This is a genomic window from Peijinzhouia sedimentorum, from assembly GCF_049340005.1.
Lineage (GTDB): Bacteria > Bacteroidota > Bacteroidia > Cytophagales > Cyclobacteriaceae > CAXBDP01.
Genome location: NZ_JBMPIY010000012.1, coordinates 94146 through 115672, shown reverse-complemented (window position 1 = coordinate 115672; position 21527 = coordinate 94146). Strand labels below are relative to the sequence as shown.

Below are 21527 nucleotides of genomic sequence, written 5' to 3'. Positions count from 1 at the left end.
AGAGGTTAATGAAAAACGAAATTAGGAATTATTTCAAGATGGTTAAATGAACCGATCTTTAATTTCGGGAGAAGGCATGCGACAGGAATCTGATTTGCCAAACCAGCTGTAGCGATTTGTAGCTATCCATCTATACACACCGTCTCGTAGAAAAGGCGGGAGGATAATGAAAATATAGAGTATTGGCCAGATGCCATTCAATTTTTTCAAAATCTCTAAGGCAGCTCTACTTTCTTTGTAATAATTGTCTGGAGTGATTAAAACCACACTATTGATGCCTAAATGTTCAAGTCCTCTCTCTTTTAAAATAGATTGCCCTTCATCAGATTGAAGGGCACCCATTTTAAAATATTTCTTTTTGTCGTAGTCGATCACAAAATTCACAAACCTATTGCAAAGATTACAAACCCCATCAAAGAGAATGATTTGCTTTTCCATTAGCGCATCATTTGCACCCAGCCTTTTAGCTCGCGGCTTCTTTGACTTGGGTCGTTGGTCATGAACGTAACTTCACCTTGGTAATAGTACGTGCCGGCTGGCAATTCATTTCCATCCATGTCTCTACCATCCCAGTTTATGAATATCCCTTCGGCAGTATTCGACTGATATGAGAATACTTCCATGCCCCAACGATTGACTATTTTAACTCTTACAGATTCCACAAACCGAGGACATGCAGATAATGGATTACCTATTGCTCTGAAGGTATCATTTGAGCCATCGCCATTTGGTGTAAATACATTTGGCAAATCGTATTGTGGGCAATTTTCATTGCAGATCACATTGCTAAATTCACTTTCATTTCCAGCCTCATCAATCGCGGTGATTACATAGCAACCTTCAAATGAAGCTAATTGCTCATGGATGAATTCCCTATCTTCAGCAGGAACAGTAGCAATTTCTTGGAAATCTCCATCAGGCCCAGTACTCGAGAAGTATATTTTGAAAGAAACTATATCATCCTCACATTCTTCACTAATGGTAGGAGTCCAACTAAAGGAGTTAAAGAAATCACCTCTGTATCCACATTCTTTATCAGCAAAGAACTCTTCGCAATCTGGAGTTGTCAATTCCAAAACTGGCGCACAAGGAGCTGTAATGTCTTTTGGCGTTTGACAAGCAATTTGAGAGTTGTTAATTAAAGGACGTGGGATTTCTTCCATATCGTAAGTCCCTTGAGTAGAAACAAAGTAGCAATAAATTTCATCAGGAATTAACTCTCTTCCTTGGTCATTGGAATCCGTATACTCTAAACCACCAGTCAATACATTCACACTATCAATTAGTACAAATGCATCAGGATCATTCGGGTTAATTTTATTTCGGTATATATAGTGGTATGGAAAATCTTCTGTTTCATTGTTCCATGATACATTATACTCCCAAGTAAGGTTAATTAGATTGGTGCTTTGACTTGCTGTAAGTCTTACGCTTGAAGCTATACTTGATGAATCTAAAAGCTCATTTTCACTGGTAAGCAAATTGACTTGATAACGATAAGCTAAGTCCTCAGTATTCAGGTTTGTGTCTAAAAAGACTGTATCCTGTGTGGATGTTACTAAAGTTTTATTGCTTTCACCTTCTAGGTTTTCTAGTCTGTACAATTCGTAAGTAAATGGAGGAGGGAATCTTTCTACATCAATTTCGAAAGGGCTGGTCCACTTCACGAAAATCTGGCCATTGCTACTATCCGTTTCTCTTACATCTACATTGGTAAGGATAGGCACATCCACATTAATCATGGTACATATTTCCCTAGAAACAATACTTTCGCCACCTCCAGGTTGAGGGAATCTAGCAAAGATTCTGTAACAATACATATTGCCAACTACTGGCCCATTAGAGAAAGTATCATCGGTGAAAGCTGTATCGGAAGGATCTACCGAGCCTATTAATTCGTATCCTGATCTAATTCCAGTTTCGCACTCATCCGGTTCGTAAGGATTGCTTCCAATACGACGGTAAATCTCTAAGCTTTCTGCATTTGCAAAGCAATCGTATGGATCCCATTCTAAATCTACGACTTTGCCTGGGCTTTGAACCACAGATTGTAGCTCTGGTGCAGGAGCAATCACGGTGATGTTCCAAGTTTTGATATTCACCAAGTTTGGACCTGATTGTGGGTCATCTGTCACTTTGAATTGAACTTGATAAGGCCGTTGTCTTACATGGCTACAGTCGGTTTGCCAAGTGAATGTGCCAGATGCGGGGCTAGGACGGAAGTCATCAGTAATAGGAGAGAAGGTCGCCGAACCACTACCAATATCATATATACCTGCAAAGCTTTCTAGCAATATTGGATCTCCATTTGGATCAATACCTAAGATTTCTTCGGTGATTAGCGTTCCTGCAACTACGCAAATATCTTGTGGTATTTGAACATCTGGTGGATCATTATCACAATCTTCAATGATGATTTGCAAATCTCGAGTTACATATCCTATTCGAACAAATTCACCGTTTATTCTTCGCCATTCCTCTACAATAAATGCCACGTTGTATTCTCCAGTAGTACCTGGACTATCCCATATTAAATCGCCTGTAATTGAATCGAGGGCAAAAGTCGGAGCGCCTGTGCCATCTTGCGTAGTTCCTCCAAATACAGGATCGTTTGGAGGTCTATAGCCATTTACCTCCCGCGTTCTTGTTTGCTTAGGTACTACTAACTTATAGGCTATACTATCACCGTCTAAATCGAATGCCCCAGGATTGTGAATAAATCTCACATTTGTACAGCCTCTATCAACAGGTGGTACAAGTAACTCCGGTGTATTTGTTACAGTAAGGAAAGGGTCGACCAATAACTGTGTTTCTACATAAAAAGGAGTAGTAACAGATTCAGTCATGTTAAGAACAAATTCATTTCTAAAATCTTCGGCATAACTGATCGTATAAAAACCAGCTCCTTGAAAGGTGTGAATTATTGTTACAATATTAGATTCAACACTATTTCCAAGATCCGTTCGTACGAATGAGTTTCCTGCAATTTGGCTAGCTTGTTCAAGGTTAACTATTCTACCATCGCCGAAATTCAGATTTCCCGCTCCAAAAGGTACGGGCGATCCAGTATCTCTGTAAGCAATTACTGTAATACGGTAAGTAAGTGTAGGTCCCGGCAGGCGGGTGGCAATAATTTCTCCAGCTCTAATATGTGTAGCTTCAACTTTTAAAAAACTAAAAAAGCTGATGATTAAGAAGAATAAGCTGAGCCCAAGTTGGCGCTTCATGTAGAAAAATTTAGAATCACTAAATATATAACTTCCGTAAATCAAACGGAAAAATAAACAAACAGTTTACAGAACTGTTCTTTGCAAAGATGTTTATAAATAAGAAAAATTGCTTGCTAATCGGGCAATTTATTCTACTAATTGAAATATTGGATAGAAGCCCAGCTTCGAAGACACAATTAGTATTTATAGAATTTCTAAATTGATACAGACGGATTGCACCTTAATAGTTCCGAATGTACCTTTGGATTCCTATTAATTAAGATATATCTAAATCTATAGTAAATAATGAGCTGGTTAACAGAAACACTTTCAAGTACACTGGGACGAAAACTTTTAATGGCTCTAACAGGGCTTTTTTTAGTTACTTTTCTAATCGTCCACCTATCGGGTAATTTTCAGTTGCTTATGAATGATGAAGGCGAGGCCTTCAATGCGTATGCAAAGTTCATGACTACTAACCCTTTGATTAAGGCAGCTTCTTACATTTTGTACACTGGTATTTTGCTTCACGTGATTTATTCTATCATTCTTACAAGCAAGAATAAAAGTGCAAGACCTGTAAAATATGCAAAGAATTCGCCTTCGTCCAAAGTGAGTTGGAACTCCCGCAACATGGGTTTATTGGGTACGATCATTTTGATTTTCTTGGTAATTCATTTGCGTAATTTCTGGTACGAAATGCACTGGGGAGAAATCGGCGTTGATATGAACGGTAATAAGGATTTATACTCAGTAGTAACAGCAGCATTTGCTCAGCCGCTATATGTGCTATTGTATGTAGTATCTATGGTCGGTTTGGCTTTTCACTTAGCACATGGTTTTGCAAGTGCTTTTCAAACATTGGGATGGAATCACCCGAAATATTCTCCGCTAATTAGCAAATTGGGATTACTTATTTCAATATTGATTCCGATTGGTTTCGCAATCATCCCGATTTTTCTTTTTATTAAAACCTTAGCTTGATACAGCTGGTTAGGAAACTGAACAAAATATGAGCTCAATGAAACTAAATTCTAAAAGCCCTGAAGGTCCATTAGCCGAAAAGTGGACTAAGCATAAATTTAATATGAAGCTGGTAAACCCAGCCAATAAAAGGAAGTACGATATTATCGTAGTGGGAACAGGTTTGGCGGGTGCATCTGCAGCAGCTTCTATGGCGGAATTAGGTTATAATGTTAAAGCATTTTGTTTTCAAGATAGCCCAAGAAGAGCACACAGTATTGCAGCACAAGGTGGTATAAATGCCGCCAAAAATTACCAAAATGATGGTGATAGTATATACCGTTTATTTTACGATACTATCAAAGGCGGTGATTATCGTGCGCGGGAGGGAAATGTTTACAGATTGGCAGAAGTCTCTGTAAATATCATTGACCAATGTGTGGCTCAAGGTGTTCCATTTGCAAGAGATTATGGTGGATTGCTTTCCAACCGCTCATTTGGGGGTGCGCAAGTAAGCCGTACATTTTATGCTCGAGGCCAAACTGGACAGCAATTACTATTGGGTGCATATTCAGCTTTGAGCCGTCAGGTAGCTGCGGGTAAAGTGAAATTATACCCAAGAACAGAAATGCTTGATTTGGTGACTATCGATGGAAAAGCCAGAGGTATTGTAACCAGAAATCTAATTACTGGAGCTATCGAATCTCATTCAGCTCATGCTGTATTGCTTTGTACTGGTGGTTATGGAAATGTTTTCTTCCTTTCTACCAATGCAATGGGATCAAATGTGACAGCTGCTTGGAGAGCACATAAAAAAGGTGCGTTCTTCGGAAATCCTTGCTACACACAAATTCACCCTACTTGTATTCCAGTTTCAGGTGATCATCAGTCCAAATTGACTTTGATGTCGGAGTCATTGAGAAATGATGGTAGAGTTTGGGTTCCAAAAACTGTAGAGCTTGCTCAGCAAATTAGAAGTGGCAAACTTAAGCCAAGAGACATCGCTGAGGAGGATAGAGATTATTATCTAGAAAGAAAATATCCTTCGTTTGGCAACCTAGTTCCTAGAGATGTTGCTTCTCGAAATGCAAAATATGTATGCGACGAAGGTCGTGGAGTAAATGAAACTGGTGAAGCTGTTTATCTAGATTTCAGAGACGCTATCAAGCGTGATACGAAGGAATTGGTAGCAGCTAAGTATGGTAACTTATTTGATATGTACCAGCAAATTACCGGTGAAAATCCATACGAAACACCAATGATGATTTATCCTGCAGTTCACTATACGATGGGCGGACTTTGGGTAGATTATAATCTGATGACAAACGTACCAGGCTTATACGCTTTAGGAGAAGCCAACTTCTCAGATCATGGTGCGAATAGACTTGGAGCTTCTGCATTGATGCAGGGACTTGCGGATGGTTATTTTGTAGCGCCATACACAGTAGGTGATTATTTAGCCACCCTTCCATACGATAAAGTTTCTGCCGACCACCCTGAGTTCAAAAAGGCGGAAGATGAAGTAAATGGCAGAATCAACAAATTGTTGAATATCAAAGGAGATAAGTCAGTAGACTATTACCATAAGAAGCTCGGCAAAATTATGTGGGACTATTGTGGAATGGCGCGTACGGCTGAGGGATTAACCTTTGCCAAGTCGGAAATCCAAAAGCTGAGAGCTGAATTCTGGGAGAATGTAAATGTGATGGGTGAAAACGAAGAGTTGAACCAATCGCTCGAGAAAGCAAACCGTGTGGCAGATTTCCTTGAATTAGGAGAGTTGATGGTAACCGATGCATTAAGTAGAAACGAATCTTGTGGTGGCCACTTTAGAGAGGAATACCAGACTCCGGAAGGTGAAGCGCTAAGAGATGATGAAAACTTTGCTTTTGTTTCCGCATGGGAGTACAAAGGCGACAACATAGAAGAAGAATTGCATAAAGAAGAACTTGTGTTCGAAAATGTGAAATTGACGCAAAGAAGTTACAAGTAATTACAGCAATTTGAATTCAAAAAACAGAAAATGATTCGCTAATAATAAATACAAAAAGGATGAATCTTACACTCAAAATATGGCGTCAAAAAAACTCTAAAGATGCGGGAGGTTTCAAAAGCTACCCAGTAAATGGAGTATCTAAGGATATGTCTTTCTTAGAAATGCTTGACGTACTCAATGAGCAATTACAAGCAAAAGGAGAAGATCCAGTACACTTCGATCATGATTGTAGAGAAGGTATATGTGGAATGTGCTCATTGTATATAAATGGCAATCCTCATGGCCCATTGCAAACTACTACTTGTCAGCTTCATATGAGAAGTTTCAAGGATGGAGAAACAATTACCATTGAGCCATGGAGAGCTAAGCCATTCCCGGTTGTAAAAGACTTAGTAGTAGATAGAGGCGCATTCGACCGTATAATCCAAGCGGGAGGATATGTATCCGTAAATACTGGTGGTGTACCGGACGCGAATGAAATTCCTATACCAAAAAGAGTTGCGGACGAAGCATTTGAATCTGCTACTTGTATTGGATGCGGTGCTTGTGTGGCTGCATGTAAAAATGCCTCAGCTATGCTATTCGTTTCTGCGAAAGTGTCGCAATTGGCTATGTTGCCACAAGGTAAAGTAGAACGTAAATCACGCGTAGAGAATATGGTAGCTCAAATGGATGCAGAAGGTTTTGGAGCTTGTACCAATACGGGTGCTTGCGAAGCCGAATGTCCAAAAGGCATTAGCCTTACCAATATCGCTAGAATGAACAGAGAATACTTTTCTGCAAAAGCGAGCTCTGACAATGTATAAGTAAAGGCTAAAGCCAATCTGAAAAATAAGAAAAGCCTCAGCAATTGATTTTGTTGAGGTTTTTTGTTTTGTGGGGAATTTAAGGCTAGGAAATTGACGTAATCGAAATTTTCAGCTCGGCTACCGATCGGTAGCAATTTCAGGAAAAGTAAATTAGCTTTAAGTAAAGTAGTATTCCCATCCTCCCGCTAAAACCCGAAATTCAATATTCTTTTTGGTCAGTAATTTATTCCTACAAATCTTCCTCGGCTATAGAAGTATCGCCAGCAATTCCATCAACCAAATCTTCCTCCTTACTCTCATTCCAAATCACACCCATTACTGGTGTTTCTTGTATCTGAACGATGCGTGGGTTGTTTATCATTCCTTGCAAATTATCATCAAGTCTTTCGTAGGCATTTTTCAAATCCGTTGCCGAAACCATCATATACAAATTGTAAAGCTTATCCTTGCCGCTGTCTGCATCTTGCACTAGATAGGTAACTTTTGCTTTGTACCAATACTCATCTTCTGAATATTGAAATACATCTGTCACATTCGATTTTGTTAGGCCACTTACTTCAAATTCCCCCCGCACTTGGTCTTTCACCAAATTGTGAACTTTTGCTTCTGCTTCGGTAAATGACAAAGCATCTACCATATACTGATCGGTGAATTTTCTCAAACTACCCTTATCATCCTCGCGGATACACTTTACTTTTGCTAAAAACCAATTATGCATTTTCTCTAATTTTAAGCTGCAAGTTAAAAGGAAATTTAGGCTTGGAACAGAAAAAATCAGAAACAGTTTTTAGATTCATTTTTGCGTGGTAGTTTGTGCATAAATGACAGTACTCAATAAAATTTTTTACTCTTTCCCAATTCAATTATTCTTCTTACATCTTAAGAAGAATCATGGCTTACTATTGATATGGGTTCTATTGTTCATTACTGTCACAGGCAACTTCGGTAGAGTATTTGGCATTCCATACCTTTTTTTAGATCCAGAATATTTAGGGCAAACGGGCTTTCTGAGCTTCTTTGTAGTAGGAATTGTTTTAGGCGGATTTATAATGGCCTTTAATATTTCATCATATATTCTAGATGGCCCTAGATATTCATTTCTTGGAACTTTAAAACGCCCCTTTTCAAAGTTCTTTGTCAACAATCTCATTATACCCTTAAGCTTTATAATTGTCTATATCAACAAGATTGTGCAGTTTCAGCGAATGAGTGAGCAGATTGAGCCAGGCAGTATCACGATCAAAATAATAGGTTTGTTGGCTGGGGTAATTATAATGCTCACATTCTTATTCACCTATTTTCGATTTACCAATAAGGATATATTCAGACTAATTGCTCGCAGCCTCGATGTGAAACTGAAAAAGGCCAAAATCACTAGAGTGAATGTGGTAGATAAATTGAATAAGGAAAGTGGACGGAAAACCCGGGTGGATAATTATCTCACCGAGTTTGGACAAATCAAAACTACTCCATACCGTATTAGCAATTTTGATCGCGCGGCTATCATAAAGGTATTTGACCAAAACCACTTGAATTCAGTCATCATTGAGCTTGTAATTTTTGTCGTCATTATTTTGATTGGTTTGTTTCGTGATAATTCCTTTTTCCAAATCCCAGCAGCAGCAAGTGCGATTTTATTATTTACTTTATTGGTGATGCTTGGAGGCGCTATTTCATATTGGTTTAGGGAATGGGCTTCGGTTGCTTTAATTGCCATTCTGATCGGAGTCAATATTCTTGTCAAAATTGGCTGGTTGAATCAGCCTTATCAAGCTTATGGTTTAAATTACGATACTACACCACAAACTTTTCAAAGATATACGCTAGACAGTTTGCACAGTGAAGCAAATGCGCGGGAGGATAAGGTGAAAATGCTCAATATTCTTGAAAACTGGAGAGCAAAGCAAGTAGGTGAAGAAAAACCCAAATTAGTTGTAATTGGTAGTAGTGGAGGTGGTTTGCGTTCAGCTCTATGGAATTTACATGTACTCCAGAATGCTGACAGTTTAACTGAGGGTAAATTATTCGACCGTACTGTGTTAATGGCAGGCGCCTCTGGAGGAATGGTAGGAGCAGCCTATTTTAGGGAATTGAAATACAGGGAATTGTTGTCAGAAGAAGTAAATCCTTATTCTCCAGTTTATACCCAAAAAATCGCCAAAGATTTACTCAACCCAATCATTTTTACGCTTATTGTCAATGATTTTTTCTTTATCAAACAGAAATTCAAATACAACGGACGTGCTTATAGTAAGGAAAGAGGCTATGCATTTGAGCAGCAATTGAATGCGAATACCGATGGAATGTTGGATCGGCCACTTGGCGCATATCGGGAAGCAGAGCAATCTGCCAAAATCCCGATGGTATTAATAGCGCCTTCTGTAGTGAACAACGGACGCAAACTTTATATTTCTCCTCAATCATTCAGCTTTTTGGCAACCTATCAGCCAAACAAATTGAATGGGGGCATCGACTTTCAACGCTTGTTTAGCCACCACTCCGCTGATAGCTTGAGGTTTCTTACGGCTTTACGGATGAATGCGACTTTTCCTTATATCAGTCCAAATGTGTACTTACCTACAGAGCCCGCCATGGAAATAATGGATGCAGGTTTAGCTGATAACTTTGGGCTATCTGATGCGATGGATTTTTTGGATGCGTTTCAAGATTGGATTGAGGAAAACACATCGGGAGTAATAGTAGTGTCTATTAGAGATTCTGAAAGAATACCTGAAGTGAAGGAGCAATTCAGACGGACGCTCATTCAAAAACTTTTTGTTCCGTTGAGTGCCTTAACAAACAATTGGGCAAAGCAACAGGATATTAAGAATGAGCAAAAACTGATTTATTTACAATCAAGTTTTTCTGTACCCATAGAGCGAATCGAATTTCAATATTTGGGAGTGCCTGCCTTAATCAATAATTCCTTATCCACCGGTTCTACGAATGAGCGCTTATTTCAGGAGGAGGTAGAGCGTGCTTCGCTAAGTTGGCATCTAACCTCCCGCGAAAAACAATCGATCTTAAATCATATTTATCATCCCAGAAACCAAGCGGCATTGCGTAGATTGCAACAGATATTGTAATTAAACTGCCGAAGAAAAAAGCTGAGATTTAGGTATTTTCTCCCAATATTTTTCATCTAATTCTAAGCATATATTTCTAACAAACGGAATCCCATTGGGTAATACCTTTAAAGTGGACTCCTCAAGTTTTGCCAAATTATCCTCAAGGACAGGCTTCAACCTTAAAATTACCTCTATCAATTGGGGATGATTTTCTATGGAAGTTTCAAATCGGCACATTAAATCCATTATTTGCTTTTGGATAATGGCATCCTGATCGCTTAGAAAATGACCTCTTTCTGTTGGAAGTTTATCTATTGCAAGCAAAGCTTCATATTCCTCAACCACTTTCACATTCTGCGAAAATGCTCCTGCACCATCACTAATTGCTGATACACCCAAACCAATAAGCGTTTGGCTTGCAATGGTTGTGTAGCCCATGAAATTGCGATGGAGTGTCTTGTTTTGCATTGCCATAAAGAGTTCATCGCTAGGTAATGCAAAGTGGTCAAAGCCAACTTCCAAATAGCCTGCTTTTTCTAGTAAAGCTTTTCCTCTTTCGTACAGTGCCCTTTTTTCTGTAGATTTTGGTAGGTTTTCCTCGGAATATCCGCGTTGCCCAGTACCTTTTATCCAAGGCACATGCGCATAACTGTAAAATGAAATTCGGTCTGGCGTCAACTCCAAGGTTTTGGCAATGCTATCTTCAATTGATTGAATATGTTGAAATGGTAATCCAAATACCAAGTCGTGACTAATGGAAGTGAAGCCGATGGCTCTAGCCATATTTGTGACCTTCTGTACCTGTTCAAAGCTCTGAATTCTGTGAATGGCCTTTTGAACGATTGGGTCATAATCCTGCACACCAAAGCTAATTCTGCGAAAACCTAATTGGTATAAAGTCTCCAAATGCTCTGTGGAAGTATGGTTGGGATGTCCTTCAAAACTCATCTGTATACCGGAATCTGCTTGAGCATTTTCTAGAATTCCCGAGATAAGCTTACGTAAATTTTCTGCTGAGAAAAAAGTAGGCGTGCCGCCGCCCAAATGGATTTCCTTAATGAGTGGTTTATGTTGAAATAAAGCTAAATACAGTTTCCATTCTTTGAGCACATTATCGATGTATGCACCTTCAACATTATGATTTTTGGTAATACGCTTATTGCATCCACAAAAAGTGCATAAGCTCTCACAAAAAGGCAGGTGGATGTAAAGACTAATTCCCTTTTCACACAATACTTCTTTATTCAGATTGGCAATATGATTTGCCCATCCTTCACTTGAATATGTCTCAGAATCCCAAAATGGCACGGTTGGATAGCTCGTATATCTTGGAACGGGAATGTTGTATTTTTCAAAAAGCCTGGTCTTCATATTTTCCATGTGCAAAAATCCCTTTTTCTATCTCAGCAAAAGCTGATTTTAATCATTTAAGGTGCTGATTTTATTATTTGATGCATTCCGAGATATTGTAAGAAATCTGAATTTTCGTATCTTTTTAAAAAATTGAATAGCAATGGGTTCTGTAAAGAATAAAGTTATATGGATCACTGGTGCTTCATCAGGAATAGGAGAGGCGCTCACCTACGAGCTTGCAAAAATGGGAGCGAAGCTGATATTATCTGCCAGAAGACAAGATGAGTTGGAGAGAGTACGAAAAGCTTGTCCACTTGGGGCGAAAGAATTTACTCGGATACTTCCGTTGGATTTGGCTCAATCAGATTCCTTAGAACAGAAAACGCGGGAGGCTGTAGATTTTTTTGGGCATATAGATTACATGGTGCATAATGGAGGTATAAGTCAACGATCCTTAGTAAAAGACACCAAGCTTGAAGTGGATCGCAAGCTTTTCGAAGTTAATTTCTTCGGGACAATAGCCATCACCAAGTATCTATTGCCATATATGCTCGATCTAAAGTCTGGCCATTTTGTAGTAGTTAGTAGTATGGTGGGCAAATTTGCAACTCCGCTACGTTCAGGGTATTCTGCTTCTAAGCATGCGCTACATGGGTTTTTCGATGCCCTTAGAGCTGAAAATAACGATGATGGAATAAAGGTAACGATGGTTTGCCCCGGTTTTATTAAAACCAATGTGTCTGTAAATGCACTTGTGGGTACTGGAGAAAAACAAGGTACAATGGATGATGCGCAAGCAAATGGAATATCAGCAGAAACTTGTGCTCGCAAAATGCGCATTGCCATGGAAAAGGAGAAAGCTGAGATTTATATAGCAGGCACTAGAGAAATATTCGGCTTATATGTTTCAAGATTCTTTCCAAGTTTACTACGAAAGCTAATAGGCAGAATGAAAGTGACTTAAGTCATATAATATGCGAACCAAAATTCTTAAATTTATTTTCGTATGCATACTGTGCTTCGGCCTCACATACCTTATTGTGCTTATTATTAACCTTTAAATGTTTTGCTATGAAAAAGAACATGGGATCTGCAGATAAAATCATTCGATTCATATTGGCAGCGCTATTCGTTTACCTCTATTATGCTGGATTAGTATCTGGAACTTTGGGCATCGTTCTGCTAGTATTGGCAGGAGTTTTTGTCTTGACAAGCTTAGTGTCTTTTTGTCCCCTTTATACTTTGGTAGGTATAAAAACTTGCAAAAGGTAGTTTTAAAATTTGACTCATTATAAAACAGAAAAACCGGTGAATGCCGGTTTTTCTGTTTTGAGAGAATAGGGTAAATCCATTAAGCAGGTTCTCTAAAGCCCACCCATGTAAATCTTTTCACAATATATTCTGGATTGGTAAAACTTGCATTGGCAGCCGGATTTCCACCTGTTCCATGGAAATCTGAAAAACTTGCCGTTTGATTAATATATATTCCTCCCGCCAAATTGAAACTCACAGGTGTGCCAGCCAAAGCCATTTCATCCATAATCTTTTCTTTTACTTCTTGGCTAGTGGTATATGCTCCACAGGACATTGCACCATGCTTTTTGCCCAAATCTGTAGCAATTGCCAAGGCCTGATGAATATCTTTTACCTTGATAATAAATGCAATCGGACCAAATAGCTCTTGGCTAAACAAATCATGTTGAGTTGCATCTACTTCCAATAGAAGTGGAGTCGCAGTTCTAGCATTTTTAAACATTGGGTTTTCAACACTTTGGCTTTCTAATAATACTTTGCTACCTGGCAAAGAGACAGAATCGCTTAGACGTTGACTAGTATTTGGATTTTGAATGGCTCCTAACACAAATGGACCAACTTTAGGGTTTAGTGCCAATCCATTGATCGCCTCGATAAGTTTTGCTACTAAGTCCTCATAGCTCAAATGCCCTTCTTTTGTCTGTATGCCGCCTTCAGGTATGTAGAAGTTTTGTGGTGCCGTACACATTTGTCCCGAATATAGAAGCAGAGAAAAGCTTATATTCTGTATCATACTATCTACATCATCTGTAGAGTCAATCAAAATAGAGTTAACACCTGTTTTTTCAGTAAATACAGCTTTGCCATCTAAGCCTTCTAGATAATTACCAAAGCCTGCATTTCCAGTATAGTCGATGATCTTCACATCTCTGTGTTCAGCCAATTTTTTGGTATTTGGCGCGGAGTAGGAATCAACGGCGAGCTGACAGATGTTTGGATCAAATCCATTTTCTTTCAATACTTGCTGGATATCTGCTACAACTAGTGCAATGGGTAATACTGCCCCAGGGTGTGGCTTTACCAATGCCGGATTACCGGTAACCAAGGATGCATACAAGCCTGGTAGTGAATTCCAAGTAGGGAAAGTGGAGCATCCAATAATTAAGGCTATACCTTTAGGTACCGCTCTCCAGCTCTTTTTCAAACTGATTTCGTATTTGCCCATTGGTTTCACCCAAGTAGTTTCTGCTGGGAATCTCTTTAGTTCCTCATAGCCGGCAACCAAAGCTTCCAATGCTCTATCAGCCGCATGTGGACCTGAGGCTTGGAATGCCATCATATAACCTTGGCCTGTTGTGTGCATGGTAGCATAGGCATTCTCGAAAAATCTACTTTGGAAGCGATCCAGCGACTCCAACAAAATTCCCACCCGCACTTCTGGACTAGCTTTTCTCCAAGCATCGGCACCTTTTTTTGCATTTGCAATCAACGTTTCCTCATTGCTAGCAGGATATTTTATACCTAGCGCTTCTTGTGTGTAAGGAGATTCCTCATCACCAATCCACGTTTCGCCACTTTGTAATAACAAATCGAAGTTTTTACCCAATCTAGCCATATATGCTTCACGTCCTTTTGCATCAGCATCTTCCGCATAAGCTTTTGGGTGTTCAGGGTAATGCGCAAAAAAGGTTCTATCATGAAGAGCCTTAATTGCCGTCTCAATTGTTTCTTTATGTTTTTCGAACAAATTCATATGTATTTGATTAGCGTTTATGCTAATATAGCCCTTCGAACGGATAGGCTCCAAACCAATTGTGAGTAATAGGTATATTTTAAAAAATTAGCTTGTATGAAGCATATTCTTTGTGAAATAATTTCTGTAGGTGACGAAATTCTTTATGGTCAGATTTTAAATACCAATGCGCAATATTTGAGTCAGGTAATGAATGATTTGGGTGTACGAGTGACCCGCCACACTACGGTGCAAGATGAAGCCCAAGCAATGCTAAATGCCTTCGAAGAGGCTGAGGCTAAGAATGATATTGTCCTTGTAACAGGTGGACTTGGTCCAACTCCTGATGATCTTACGAAGCCACTCTTGGCAAAAATGTATAATTCACCTATTTCCTTACATCAGCAAGCATTAGATGAGGTGACAAATTTGTTTCTTTCCAGAGGCAGGGAATTGAGTGAGCTGAATAGACAGCAGGCCTTTTTGCCTGAGAAATGTACTTTTTTGAGCAACCGAGTAGGTACAGCACCTGGAATGTGGTTTGAGCGAAAAGGAAAAGTATTGGTATCGATGCCCGGCGTGCCGCATGAGGTAAAAGTGTTGATGGAAGAGCAAGTGATTCCTAAAATCAGATTACGATTTACCATGCCGGTGATTTTTCATAAAATGATTAGAACGGCAGGAATTCCCGAATCGAAATTGGCTGAGGTGATACGTGAGTGGGAAAGTGAATTGCCAATGCATATAAGGTTGGCCTACCTTCCAAAATTGGCTCAAGTACGCCTAAGGCTGACTGCTTTTGGCGATGACTTAGACTCGCTTAAGCGGGAGGTTGAAGAGCAGATTGATAAAGTGATGCCAATCATTTCTAAGTATGCTTATGGTTTCGATGATGATGAGTTGGAGCTTGTAATTGGTAAATTGCTACTCGAAAAAGGCTACACTATAGCTACTGCCGAGAGCTGTACAGGTGGCTATATTGCCCATCAAATCACCTCCGTTGCGGGTAGTTCTGCCTATTATTTAGGAACTATAATTCCATATCACAATCAATTTAAGCAGAATTTACTCGGTGTAAATGCCGAAACTTTAAGAAAATTTGGTGCAGTAAGTGAAGAATGTGTAAAAGAAATGGCCGAAAATGTAAGAAATAAATTCGGTGCAGATATAGGTTTGGCAACGAGCGGAATTGCGGGCCCAACTGGAGGAACGGCAGACAAACCTGTTGGTACTGTGTGGGTTGCAGTGGCGACTCCAAGTGGTACTACCTCCCGCCTTTTGCGCCTTACCAAGGAAAGAGGGCTCAATATTCAGCTCACTGGCACCGCTTCTTTGTATATGATTTGGAGAACTTTGGTGGAAATGTCTTGAGAAAGGCTTTGTTCTTCGTATTTTTGTAAATAATTATAAGAACCTAAACATACTCGAATAATGGCTTTAGTAGAAATGGTGATGCCCAAAATGGGCGAAAGTATAATGGAAGGTACAATTCTTACCTGGCTCAAAAAAGAAGGTGATACCATTGAGCAAGATGAATCTGTACTGGAAGTAGCTACAGACAAAGTAGATACTGAAGTGCCAGCAACGCATTCAGGTGTACTTAAGCAAATTTTGGCTCAAGAAGGTGATGTTATAGAAGTTGGAAAGCCAATTGCGATTATCGCTACAGAGGGAAGTGATGCGGCTCCAGTAAGTGCACCAACTGCCGAAGCAAAACCTGTAGCAGCAGAGCAAAAGCAAGAAGTTGCTGGAAGCTCCAATTCTAATGGGCATAAAGCTGTTTCATTTGAAAATGCATCAAGATTCTATTCGCCATTAGTGAAGAGTATCGCCAAAGAAGAGCAAATTCCGATGGAAGAATTGGAAGCTGTTAATGGCTCTGGTAAAGATGGAAGACTTACAAAAAGTGATATTCTTGCTTATGTAAAAGAACGCCAAGAAGGTGGGGGTAGAGTAGCAAAACCTGCTGCTGCGCCACAAGGAGTTCAAACTATGCAAGGCCCGTCTGTTACTGCACCAGTAATGAAAGTGCCGATATATCCAGGTGATGAAATCATAGAGATGGATCGTATGCGCAAAATGATTGCACAGCGTATGCTTGACTCTAAAAGGATTTCTCCACACGTTACTTCATTTGTAGAAGCAGATGTAACTCCTGTGGTACAATGGAGAAATAAAGTGAAAAAGGAATTTCAAGCTCGTGAAGGAGATACTTTAACTTATACTCCTTTGTTTATCGAAGCAGTAGTTAAGGCAATCAAAGATTATCCTATGATCAATATTGCTGTAGAAGGTGATAGAATTATCAAGCGTAAGGAGATAAGTATCGGTATGGCTGTAGCACTTCCAAGTGGAAACCTTATCGTGCCAGTGATCAGAAATGCAGATCAGCTTAACTTAACAGGCATCACCAAAAAAGTGAATGACCTAGCTAGAAGAGCTCGTGAGAATAAATTGAAGGCAGAGGAACTTGAAGGTGGTACATATACTATTTCCAATGTTGGCTCATTTGGAAATGTAATGGGGACACCAATCTTGATGCAGCCACAAGTGGGAATTATGGCACTTGGCGCTATTGTGAAAAAGCCGGCTGTACTTGAAACGCCTAGTGGAGATGTAATTGCCATCAGACATAAAATGTTCCTTAGCCATAGCTATGACCACAGAGTGGTGGATGGCTCGCTGGGAGGGATGTTTGTAAGAAGAGTGGCAGATTATCTTGAGAAATGGGATATGAATAAAGAGGTGTAATCCTAGAAAATTACTCATACAAATAGATAAGTCAACTAGTGATCCTAGTTGGCTTATTTTTTTACTCCTTTTTATAGATTTCGCCGTCTTTCATTACAAAAGATACTGAGCGAATGGCCTTGATATCTTGGGTTGGGTCACCTTCTACAGCAATAATATCCGCCAGAAGTCCTGCTTTCAATTGACCAAGCTGATCGGCCAAATGAAAAATCTCTGCATTGGATGAAGTAGCGCTAATTAATGCTTGAAGCGGAGTCATTCCATATTCTACCATTAATTCTAATTCGCGATAATTTTCTCCATGAGTAAAGACACCTACATCTCCTCCAAATACGATTTTCACGCCTGATTCTAATGCTAGTTTAAAGGAAAGTCTTTTAGCTTGAATTCGTGCTGGTTCTGGATCAACGCCTTTTTTCCACCCGCCATATTGCGTAATTGCATCGCCAGCAGCGATGGTTGGGCAAAGTGCTACACCCTTTTCTTTCATCAATTTCAATACTTCTTCAGTAGCTCCGTCACCATGTTCAATGGTTTCTACACCAGCCATTACAGCTCTGCGAATTCCTTCTGGAGTTGAGGCATGTGCAATTACATATCTGCCTGCACTTTTTGCTGTACTTACTATCAGATTCAATTCATCTTGTGAAAATGTAGGTCTAGATATTTCGCCTGGTCTCCATCTGTAGTCGGCATATACTTTTATGAAATCAGCACCATTACCAATTTGCCGTCTCACTACTTTTATCAAATCATCCACTCCATCAGCTTCTTCAGCTCCAATGGGTACGGATACGCCATCATGAAAACCCTTTGGGCCATAAGAGCCTGTCGCAACCATTGCTGGGCCAGCTACTAATAATCTAGGGCCTGGCACAATTCCTTTTTCGATAGATTCTTTCAAATATACATCAGTATATCCGGCACCTTCAGAGCCTAAATCTCTAAGAGTGGTAAAGCCTGCCATTAAGGAATTCTCAGCATGCACAGTTCCACGAATTGCCCTTTCCACGTGAGACTCTACCAAGACTTGGTCGTTCCATGAGGTTTCATTGTATGGATGCAGGAGCAAATGAGAATGGCCTTCGATTAAACCAGGGAGTAAGGTTTTGCCAGGTAATTCTATTACTTCTGTCCCTGCAGGAATTTGAATGTTTTCAGATGGCCCAGCAGCCACAATTTTATTTCCTTCTACGAGGACATTCCAGCCTACTTGTATTTGTGTGCCATCAAAAATTTTATCGGGTTTGAGTAAATATTGACTGAATAGTGGTTGGAAACAAAATAGTAAGGAAACTGTGAAGATGAATTTCATAGGGTAGATGAATATTTGCGCTCAATTTACAATAAAAATTGAAGCAGATGGTCTATCCAAAATTACCTTAAAGTGGGGCGGGTGGAATCAGTATTGTCTGACCCAAAATTTGATTTCAATAAAAAAGCCAACCCTATTATGAGTTAGCTTAGTGTATATGAGATAGCCGGAGCTTAATTTTTAGCGCCTAAAGCCATTTTTGGATAATCACTCATATCGTAGTTTACATTGGCATTTTTCTTTACGTCAGTTACTCGCATTATTGTTTTATCTCCACTTCCTTTTTCTTCCATGATCATTTCCATAAGCATTCCATAAGGATAGTTTTCAGGAATTTTTCCTTTCATTTGTTTAGAGTTGGCATTTGCACCAAACATATTTTCCATTCCAAAGGTCTCTTCTCGTGTTACCCATATTTCAGTAGTTGCATCTGTTGTCTCGGATTTATACCCATCGCAAGAGTAACCAGCTATATTTTTTGTCCCTATTTTTGTGTAGCCTTCCCATTCGTTTATTTCATCCCAATCAACTTCTTCCTCTGTTTCTTCCATGTTCTCAACGGATTTCAATGCATCAGTCCAATCATATGCGAAAGAAAACTTGCCTTCCTCACTTCCCATTAGCATCACCATGGCAGAGTTTTTGAAATCATAAATGATAAACATATCACCCTGATTCTTTTTCATTTCCTCGCTGCTATATTTTGTGCCTGTATATTGAGCGCCTTCACGAAAATGCATTTCCATAATCATAGGCGGTTCTGACTTGCCATTTGCTTTGATATTTTCAATCTCCATCGTAGTAATAATGTCGAATTGGTATTGATCTTCAGTGGTAACGTCGCTATTGAGTGAAAATGGCATTCCTGCACCGGCTTTACCACCTTCTCCACCTCCTCCAAATACGGCATCCCACGAGTTTTCGACCATGCGTTCGGCAGCTTTTTCCATTTCACGGTCAATTTTCTCTTCTACCTTTTTTTCAAGTGCATTTTCAGCTTTTTGCTGAAGTCTTTTCAAAATTTGGCCTTCTGATGGAGTTGCGATTAAGAAAAGGCCGTAAATAAAAAGTAGTCTTATAACTGTGGTTCTCATAATTAATTGGTTTTACTGAAAGTTAGAGTTAATTCTAAATTTTTCCAAAATTTGTAATGTTATTAAAAATGGCTATAATGAATCCATGAATTCCTTAATTGCATTGTGAACTTTAGCAAATGATTTTGAAGAAATTATGTATGGAGGTAAAAAGTATATTGTATTGCCCAATGGCCTCAACAATATATTCCTACTTATAAAGAAATAATAGATTTTCTCTCTCATTGAATTAAAGTACCCTGCATCGGTCGATGTTTTTACTTCTATAGAAAGGATGGTTCCTATGGAATTTACTTTTAAAATATGAGGATGGTTCTTCAATGAATCAGCTATTTGTTTTTGTTGCTTTTCAATTCTGGCTATAGCTTCTCTTGTTTCAGTTCTAAGCAGTATTTCTAAGCTTTTGTTGGCCACAGCCATTATCACAGGATTCCCTGTGAATGAATGCCCATGAAGGAATGCTTCCTCCCAATTGTCGGACTCAAATGCATCGATAATTCTGTTGTTACAGGCTGTAGCACCTAATGGTAATATGCCTCCGGTGATCCCTTTTGAAAGGCAAATTATATCTGCTTGGGCTTGGCAATATTCTGAGGCAAAGAGCTTTCCTGTTCTACCGAAGCCTGTAAATACTTCATCAGCAATTCGAATACAATTAGGTTTATTGCTTATTTCCAAGGCCTTTTGTAACCAAGAATCGCTATAAATCCTCATTCCTCCAGCGCCTTGTACTAATGGCTCGTAAATGAAAATACAGGCGTCATTTTCCTCAATTATTGTTGTAAGTTCTTTTAATGATGCCTCTTCATTTTGCTCATCAGCAGGAAAAGTTAGGTACTCTACATCAAAGAAGTATGGATGGAATGGAGTGGTGAAACCTCCTCTTTCTCCTACACTCATAGCTCCAAATGTATCGCCATGATAAGCTCCAGATAGAGCAATTATTTTACTCTTTTTTATGCCTTTGTTGAAGTAAAACTGCATGGCAATTTTCAATGCTACTTCTATGGCTGTAGAGCCATTATCCGAATAGAATACTTTTTGTGAATTGTTCGGTAAAATTTGGCATAAACTCTCGGATAATTTGACTGCAGGCTCATGGGTGAAGCCAGCAAAAATCACGTGTTCCAATTTCAAAGCTTGGTCGTACATAGCTTGTGCAAGCTCCGTGTTGCTATGACCATGGATATTTACCCACCAACTGGAAATGCCATCTATAATCTCCGTGTCATCCTCTGTAATTAGAAATTCATCTTTTGCAGCCTTAAGTGGAATGATGGGATAATCACCCTTCATTTTAGAGAATGGATGCCAAACAACTTTCTTATCTCTACTGATTAAATCGCTCATAGTTTCCTTTCAATATTTTGGCGTATTTCGCCACTGTTGCCTTATCGATTATTTCTTCCTGTTCAATTTCTAAGAGTAATGGTGTATCGCTTGCTTCTAGAATTGCCCTTTTACTGTATTCATTTTTTTTGCCATTCAAAACTATTCCCCTAATGGGTATTCCATGGGATTTGCAGTATTCAATGCTTAATAGGCTATGGTTGATACTGCCCAAATAGTAGTTGGAAACGAGTATTAAACTAGCATTGAATTTGGAGATAAGGTCGGCAATATACAAGTGTGGGCCAATAGGTACTAACAATCCTCCCGCTCCTTCGATAGTGATAGGAATACTGGAGCTTGGGCGTTTGATCGCATCCAAGTCAATCTCTATACTATCTATCTCTGCCGCTTGATGCGGACTTACAGGCGTTTTTAAAAAATAGGCTTCAGGAAAAATCCTTTCGTTCGGATTCTCAATCAGGTTTGCAATTGTATCAGAATCCTTTGGTTGACCCGACTGAATTGGCTTCCAATAATTTGTATTGAAGGCTTCACAAAAGATAGCGGAAACTAGTGTTTTTCCACTATCTGTACCTATGGCTGTGATGAAATAATCCATACACCAAAGGTAAAAAAGGAAAGGGATTTTGA

17 protein-coding genes are annotated in these 21527 nt (G+C 39.3%); 8 read left to right on the top strand and 9 right to left on the bottom strand.

Annotation, left to right across the window (positions count from 1 at the left end; all coding sequences use genetic code 11):
* Positions 1 to 42: 42 nt before the first annotated feature.
* On the bottom strand, positions 43 to 438 hold the full coding sequence (locus ACOXY8_RS14545; protein ID WP_458332337.1) for a thiol-disulfide oxidoreductase DCC family protein: 396 nt from the start codon (positions 436 to 438) through the stop codon (positions 43 to 45).
* Positions 438 to 3227: a T9SS type B sorting domain-containing protein gene (locus ACOXY8_RS14540; protein WP_458332336.1), complete on the bottom strand. Its 2790-nt coding sequence runs from the start codon at positions 3225 to 3227 to the stop codon at positions 438 to 440. The genes ACOXY8_RS14545 and ACOXY8_RS14540 overlap by 1 nt, the downstream gene beginning before the upstream one ends.
* Positions 3228 to 3515: 288 nt before the next feature.
* Here ACOXY8_RS14540 and ACOXY8_RS14535 point away from each other — a divergent pair, with 288 nt between their 5' ends.
* From ACOXY8_RS14535 to ACOXY8_RS14525, 3 genes are read left to right on the top strand one after another with little or no spacing between them, the layout of a single operon-like run.
* Positions 3516 to 4193 (top strand): succinate dehydrogenase cytochrome b subunit, encoded by a 678-nt coding sequence (locus ACOXY8_RS14535; protein WP_458332335.1) that lies wholly within the window; start codon positions 3516 to 3518, stop codon positions 4191 to 4193.
* Positions 4194 to 4230: 37 nt separating this feature from the next.
* The gene (locus tag ACOXY8_RS14530; RefSeq protein ID WP_458332334.1) at positions 4231 to 6165 is read left to right on the top strand and encodes a fumarate reductase/succinate dehydrogenase flavoprotein subunit; all 1935 of its coding nucleotides are present in this window, start codon (positions 4231 to 4233) and stop codon (positions 6163 to 6165) included.
* A gap of 59 nt (positions 6166 to 6224) precedes the next feature.
* Positions 6225 to 6974, top strand: a complete 750-nt coding sequence (locus ACOXY8_RS14525) for a succinate dehydrogenase/fumarate reductase iron-sulfur subunit (RefSeq protein ID WP_458332333.1) — start codon at positions 6225 to 6227, stop codon at positions 6972 to 6974.
* A 232-nt stretch (positions 6975 to 7206) separates the two neighbouring features.
* Here the strand turns inward: ACOXY8_RS14525 and ACOXY8_RS14520 are convergent, their stop codons facing one another.
* Positions 7207 to 7695, bottom strand: coding sequence for a DUF4494 domain-containing protein (locus ACOXY8_RS14520; RefSeq protein WP_458332332.1), 489 nt, complete (start codon positions 7693 to 7695; stop codon positions 7207 to 7209).
* A 103-nt stretch (positions 7696 to 7798) separates the two neighbouring features.
* Here ACOXY8_RS14520 and ACOXY8_RS14515 point away from each other — a divergent pair, with 103 nt between their 5' ends.
* On the top strand, positions 7799 to 10063 hold the full coding sequence (locus ACOXY8_RS14515; RefSeq protein ID WP_458332331.1) for a patatin-like phospholipase family protein: 2265 nt from the start codon (positions 7799 to 7801) through the stop codon (positions 10061 to 10063).
* Here ACOXY8_RS14515 and hemN read toward each other — a convergent pair whose 3' ends face one another.
* Positions 10064 to 11416, bottom strand: a complete 1353-nt coding sequence (gene hemN / locus ACOXY8_RS14510) for an oxygen-independent coproporphyrinogen III oxidase (RefSeq protein ID WP_458332330.1) — start codon at positions 11414 to 11416, stop codon at positions 10064 to 10066.
* A 142-nt stretch (positions 11417 to 11558) separates the two neighbouring features.
* Here hemN and ACOXY8_RS14505 point away from each other — a divergent pair, with 142 nt between their 5' ends.
* Both ACOXY8_RS14505 and ACOXY8_RS14500 read left to right on the top strand, forming a co-directional pair.
* Entirely contained in the window at positions 11559 to 12362 is an 804-nt protein-coding gene (locus tag ACOXY8_RS14505; protein ID WP_458332329.1) for an SDR family oxidoreductase, read from the top strand.
* Positions 12363 to 12469: 107 nt separating this feature from the next.
* A complete protein-coding gene (locus ACOXY8_RS14500; RefSeq protein WP_458332328.1) occupies positions 12470 to 12670 on the top strand; it encodes a YgaP family membrane protein in 201 nt (66 codons plus the stop codon).
* A 79-nt stretch (positions 12671 to 12749) separates the two neighbouring features.
* Here the strand turns inward: ACOXY8_RS14500 and paaN are convergent, their stop codons facing one another.
* The gene (gene paaN / locus ACOXY8_RS14495; RefSeq protein WP_458332327.1) at positions 12750 to 14405 is read right to left on the bottom strand and encodes a phenylacetic acid degradation protein PaaN; all 1656 of its coding nucleotides are present in this window, start codon (positions 14403 to 14405) and stop codon (positions 12750 to 12752) included.
* 96 nt (positions 14406 to 14501) lie between these two features.
* On the opposite strand from paaN, the gene ACOXY8_RS14490 reads away from it, so the two are divergent.
* A complete protein-coding gene (locus tag ACOXY8_RS14490) occupies positions 14502 to 15755 on the top strand; it encodes a competence/damage-inducible protein A (RefSeq protein ID WP_458332326.1) in 1254 nt (417 codons plus the stop codon).
* 60 nt (positions 15756 to 15815) lie between these two features.
* Complete coding sequence (locus ACOXY8_RS14485) at positions 15816 to 17135, top strand: dihydrolipoamide acetyltransferase family protein (protein ID WP_458332325.1); 1320 nt, start codon at positions 15816 to 15818, stop codon at positions 17133 to 17135.
* Between the two features lie 61 nt (positions 17136 to 17196).
* Here ACOXY8_RS14485 and ACOXY8_RS14480 read toward each other — a convergent pair whose 3' ends face one another.
* The 4 genes from ACOXY8_RS14480 to bioD all read right to left on the bottom strand — a co-directional run bounded on the left by ACOXY8_RS14480 (position 17197) and on the right by bioD (position 21495).
* Positions 17197 to 18450 (bottom strand): amidohydrolase family protein, encoded by a 1254-nt coding sequence (locus tag ACOXY8_RS14480; protein WP_458332324.1) that lies wholly within the window; start codon positions 18448 to 18450, stop codon positions 17197 to 17199.
* A 173-nt stretch (positions 18451 to 18623) separates the two neighbouring features.
* Positions 18624 to 19544, bottom strand: a complete 921-nt coding sequence (locus tag ACOXY8_RS14475; RefSeq protein ID WP_458332323.1) for a DUF4412 domain-containing protein — start codon at positions 19542 to 19544, stop codon at positions 18624 to 18626.
* Positions 19545 to 19616: 72 nt separating this feature from the next.
* Complete coding sequence (bioA, locus tag ACOXY8_RS14470; protein WP_458332322.1) at positions 19617 to 20894, bottom strand: adenosylmethionine--8-amino-7-oxononanoate transaminase; 1278 nt, start codon at positions 20892 to 20894, stop codon at positions 19617 to 19619.
* Entirely contained in the window at positions 20875 to 21495 is a 621-nt protein-coding gene (gene bioD / locus ACOXY8_RS14465; protein WP_458332321.1) for a dethiobiotin synthase, read from the bottom strand. The genes bioA and bioD overlap by 20 nt, the downstream gene beginning before the upstream one ends.
* Positions 21496 to 21527 lie beyond the last annotated feature (32 nt).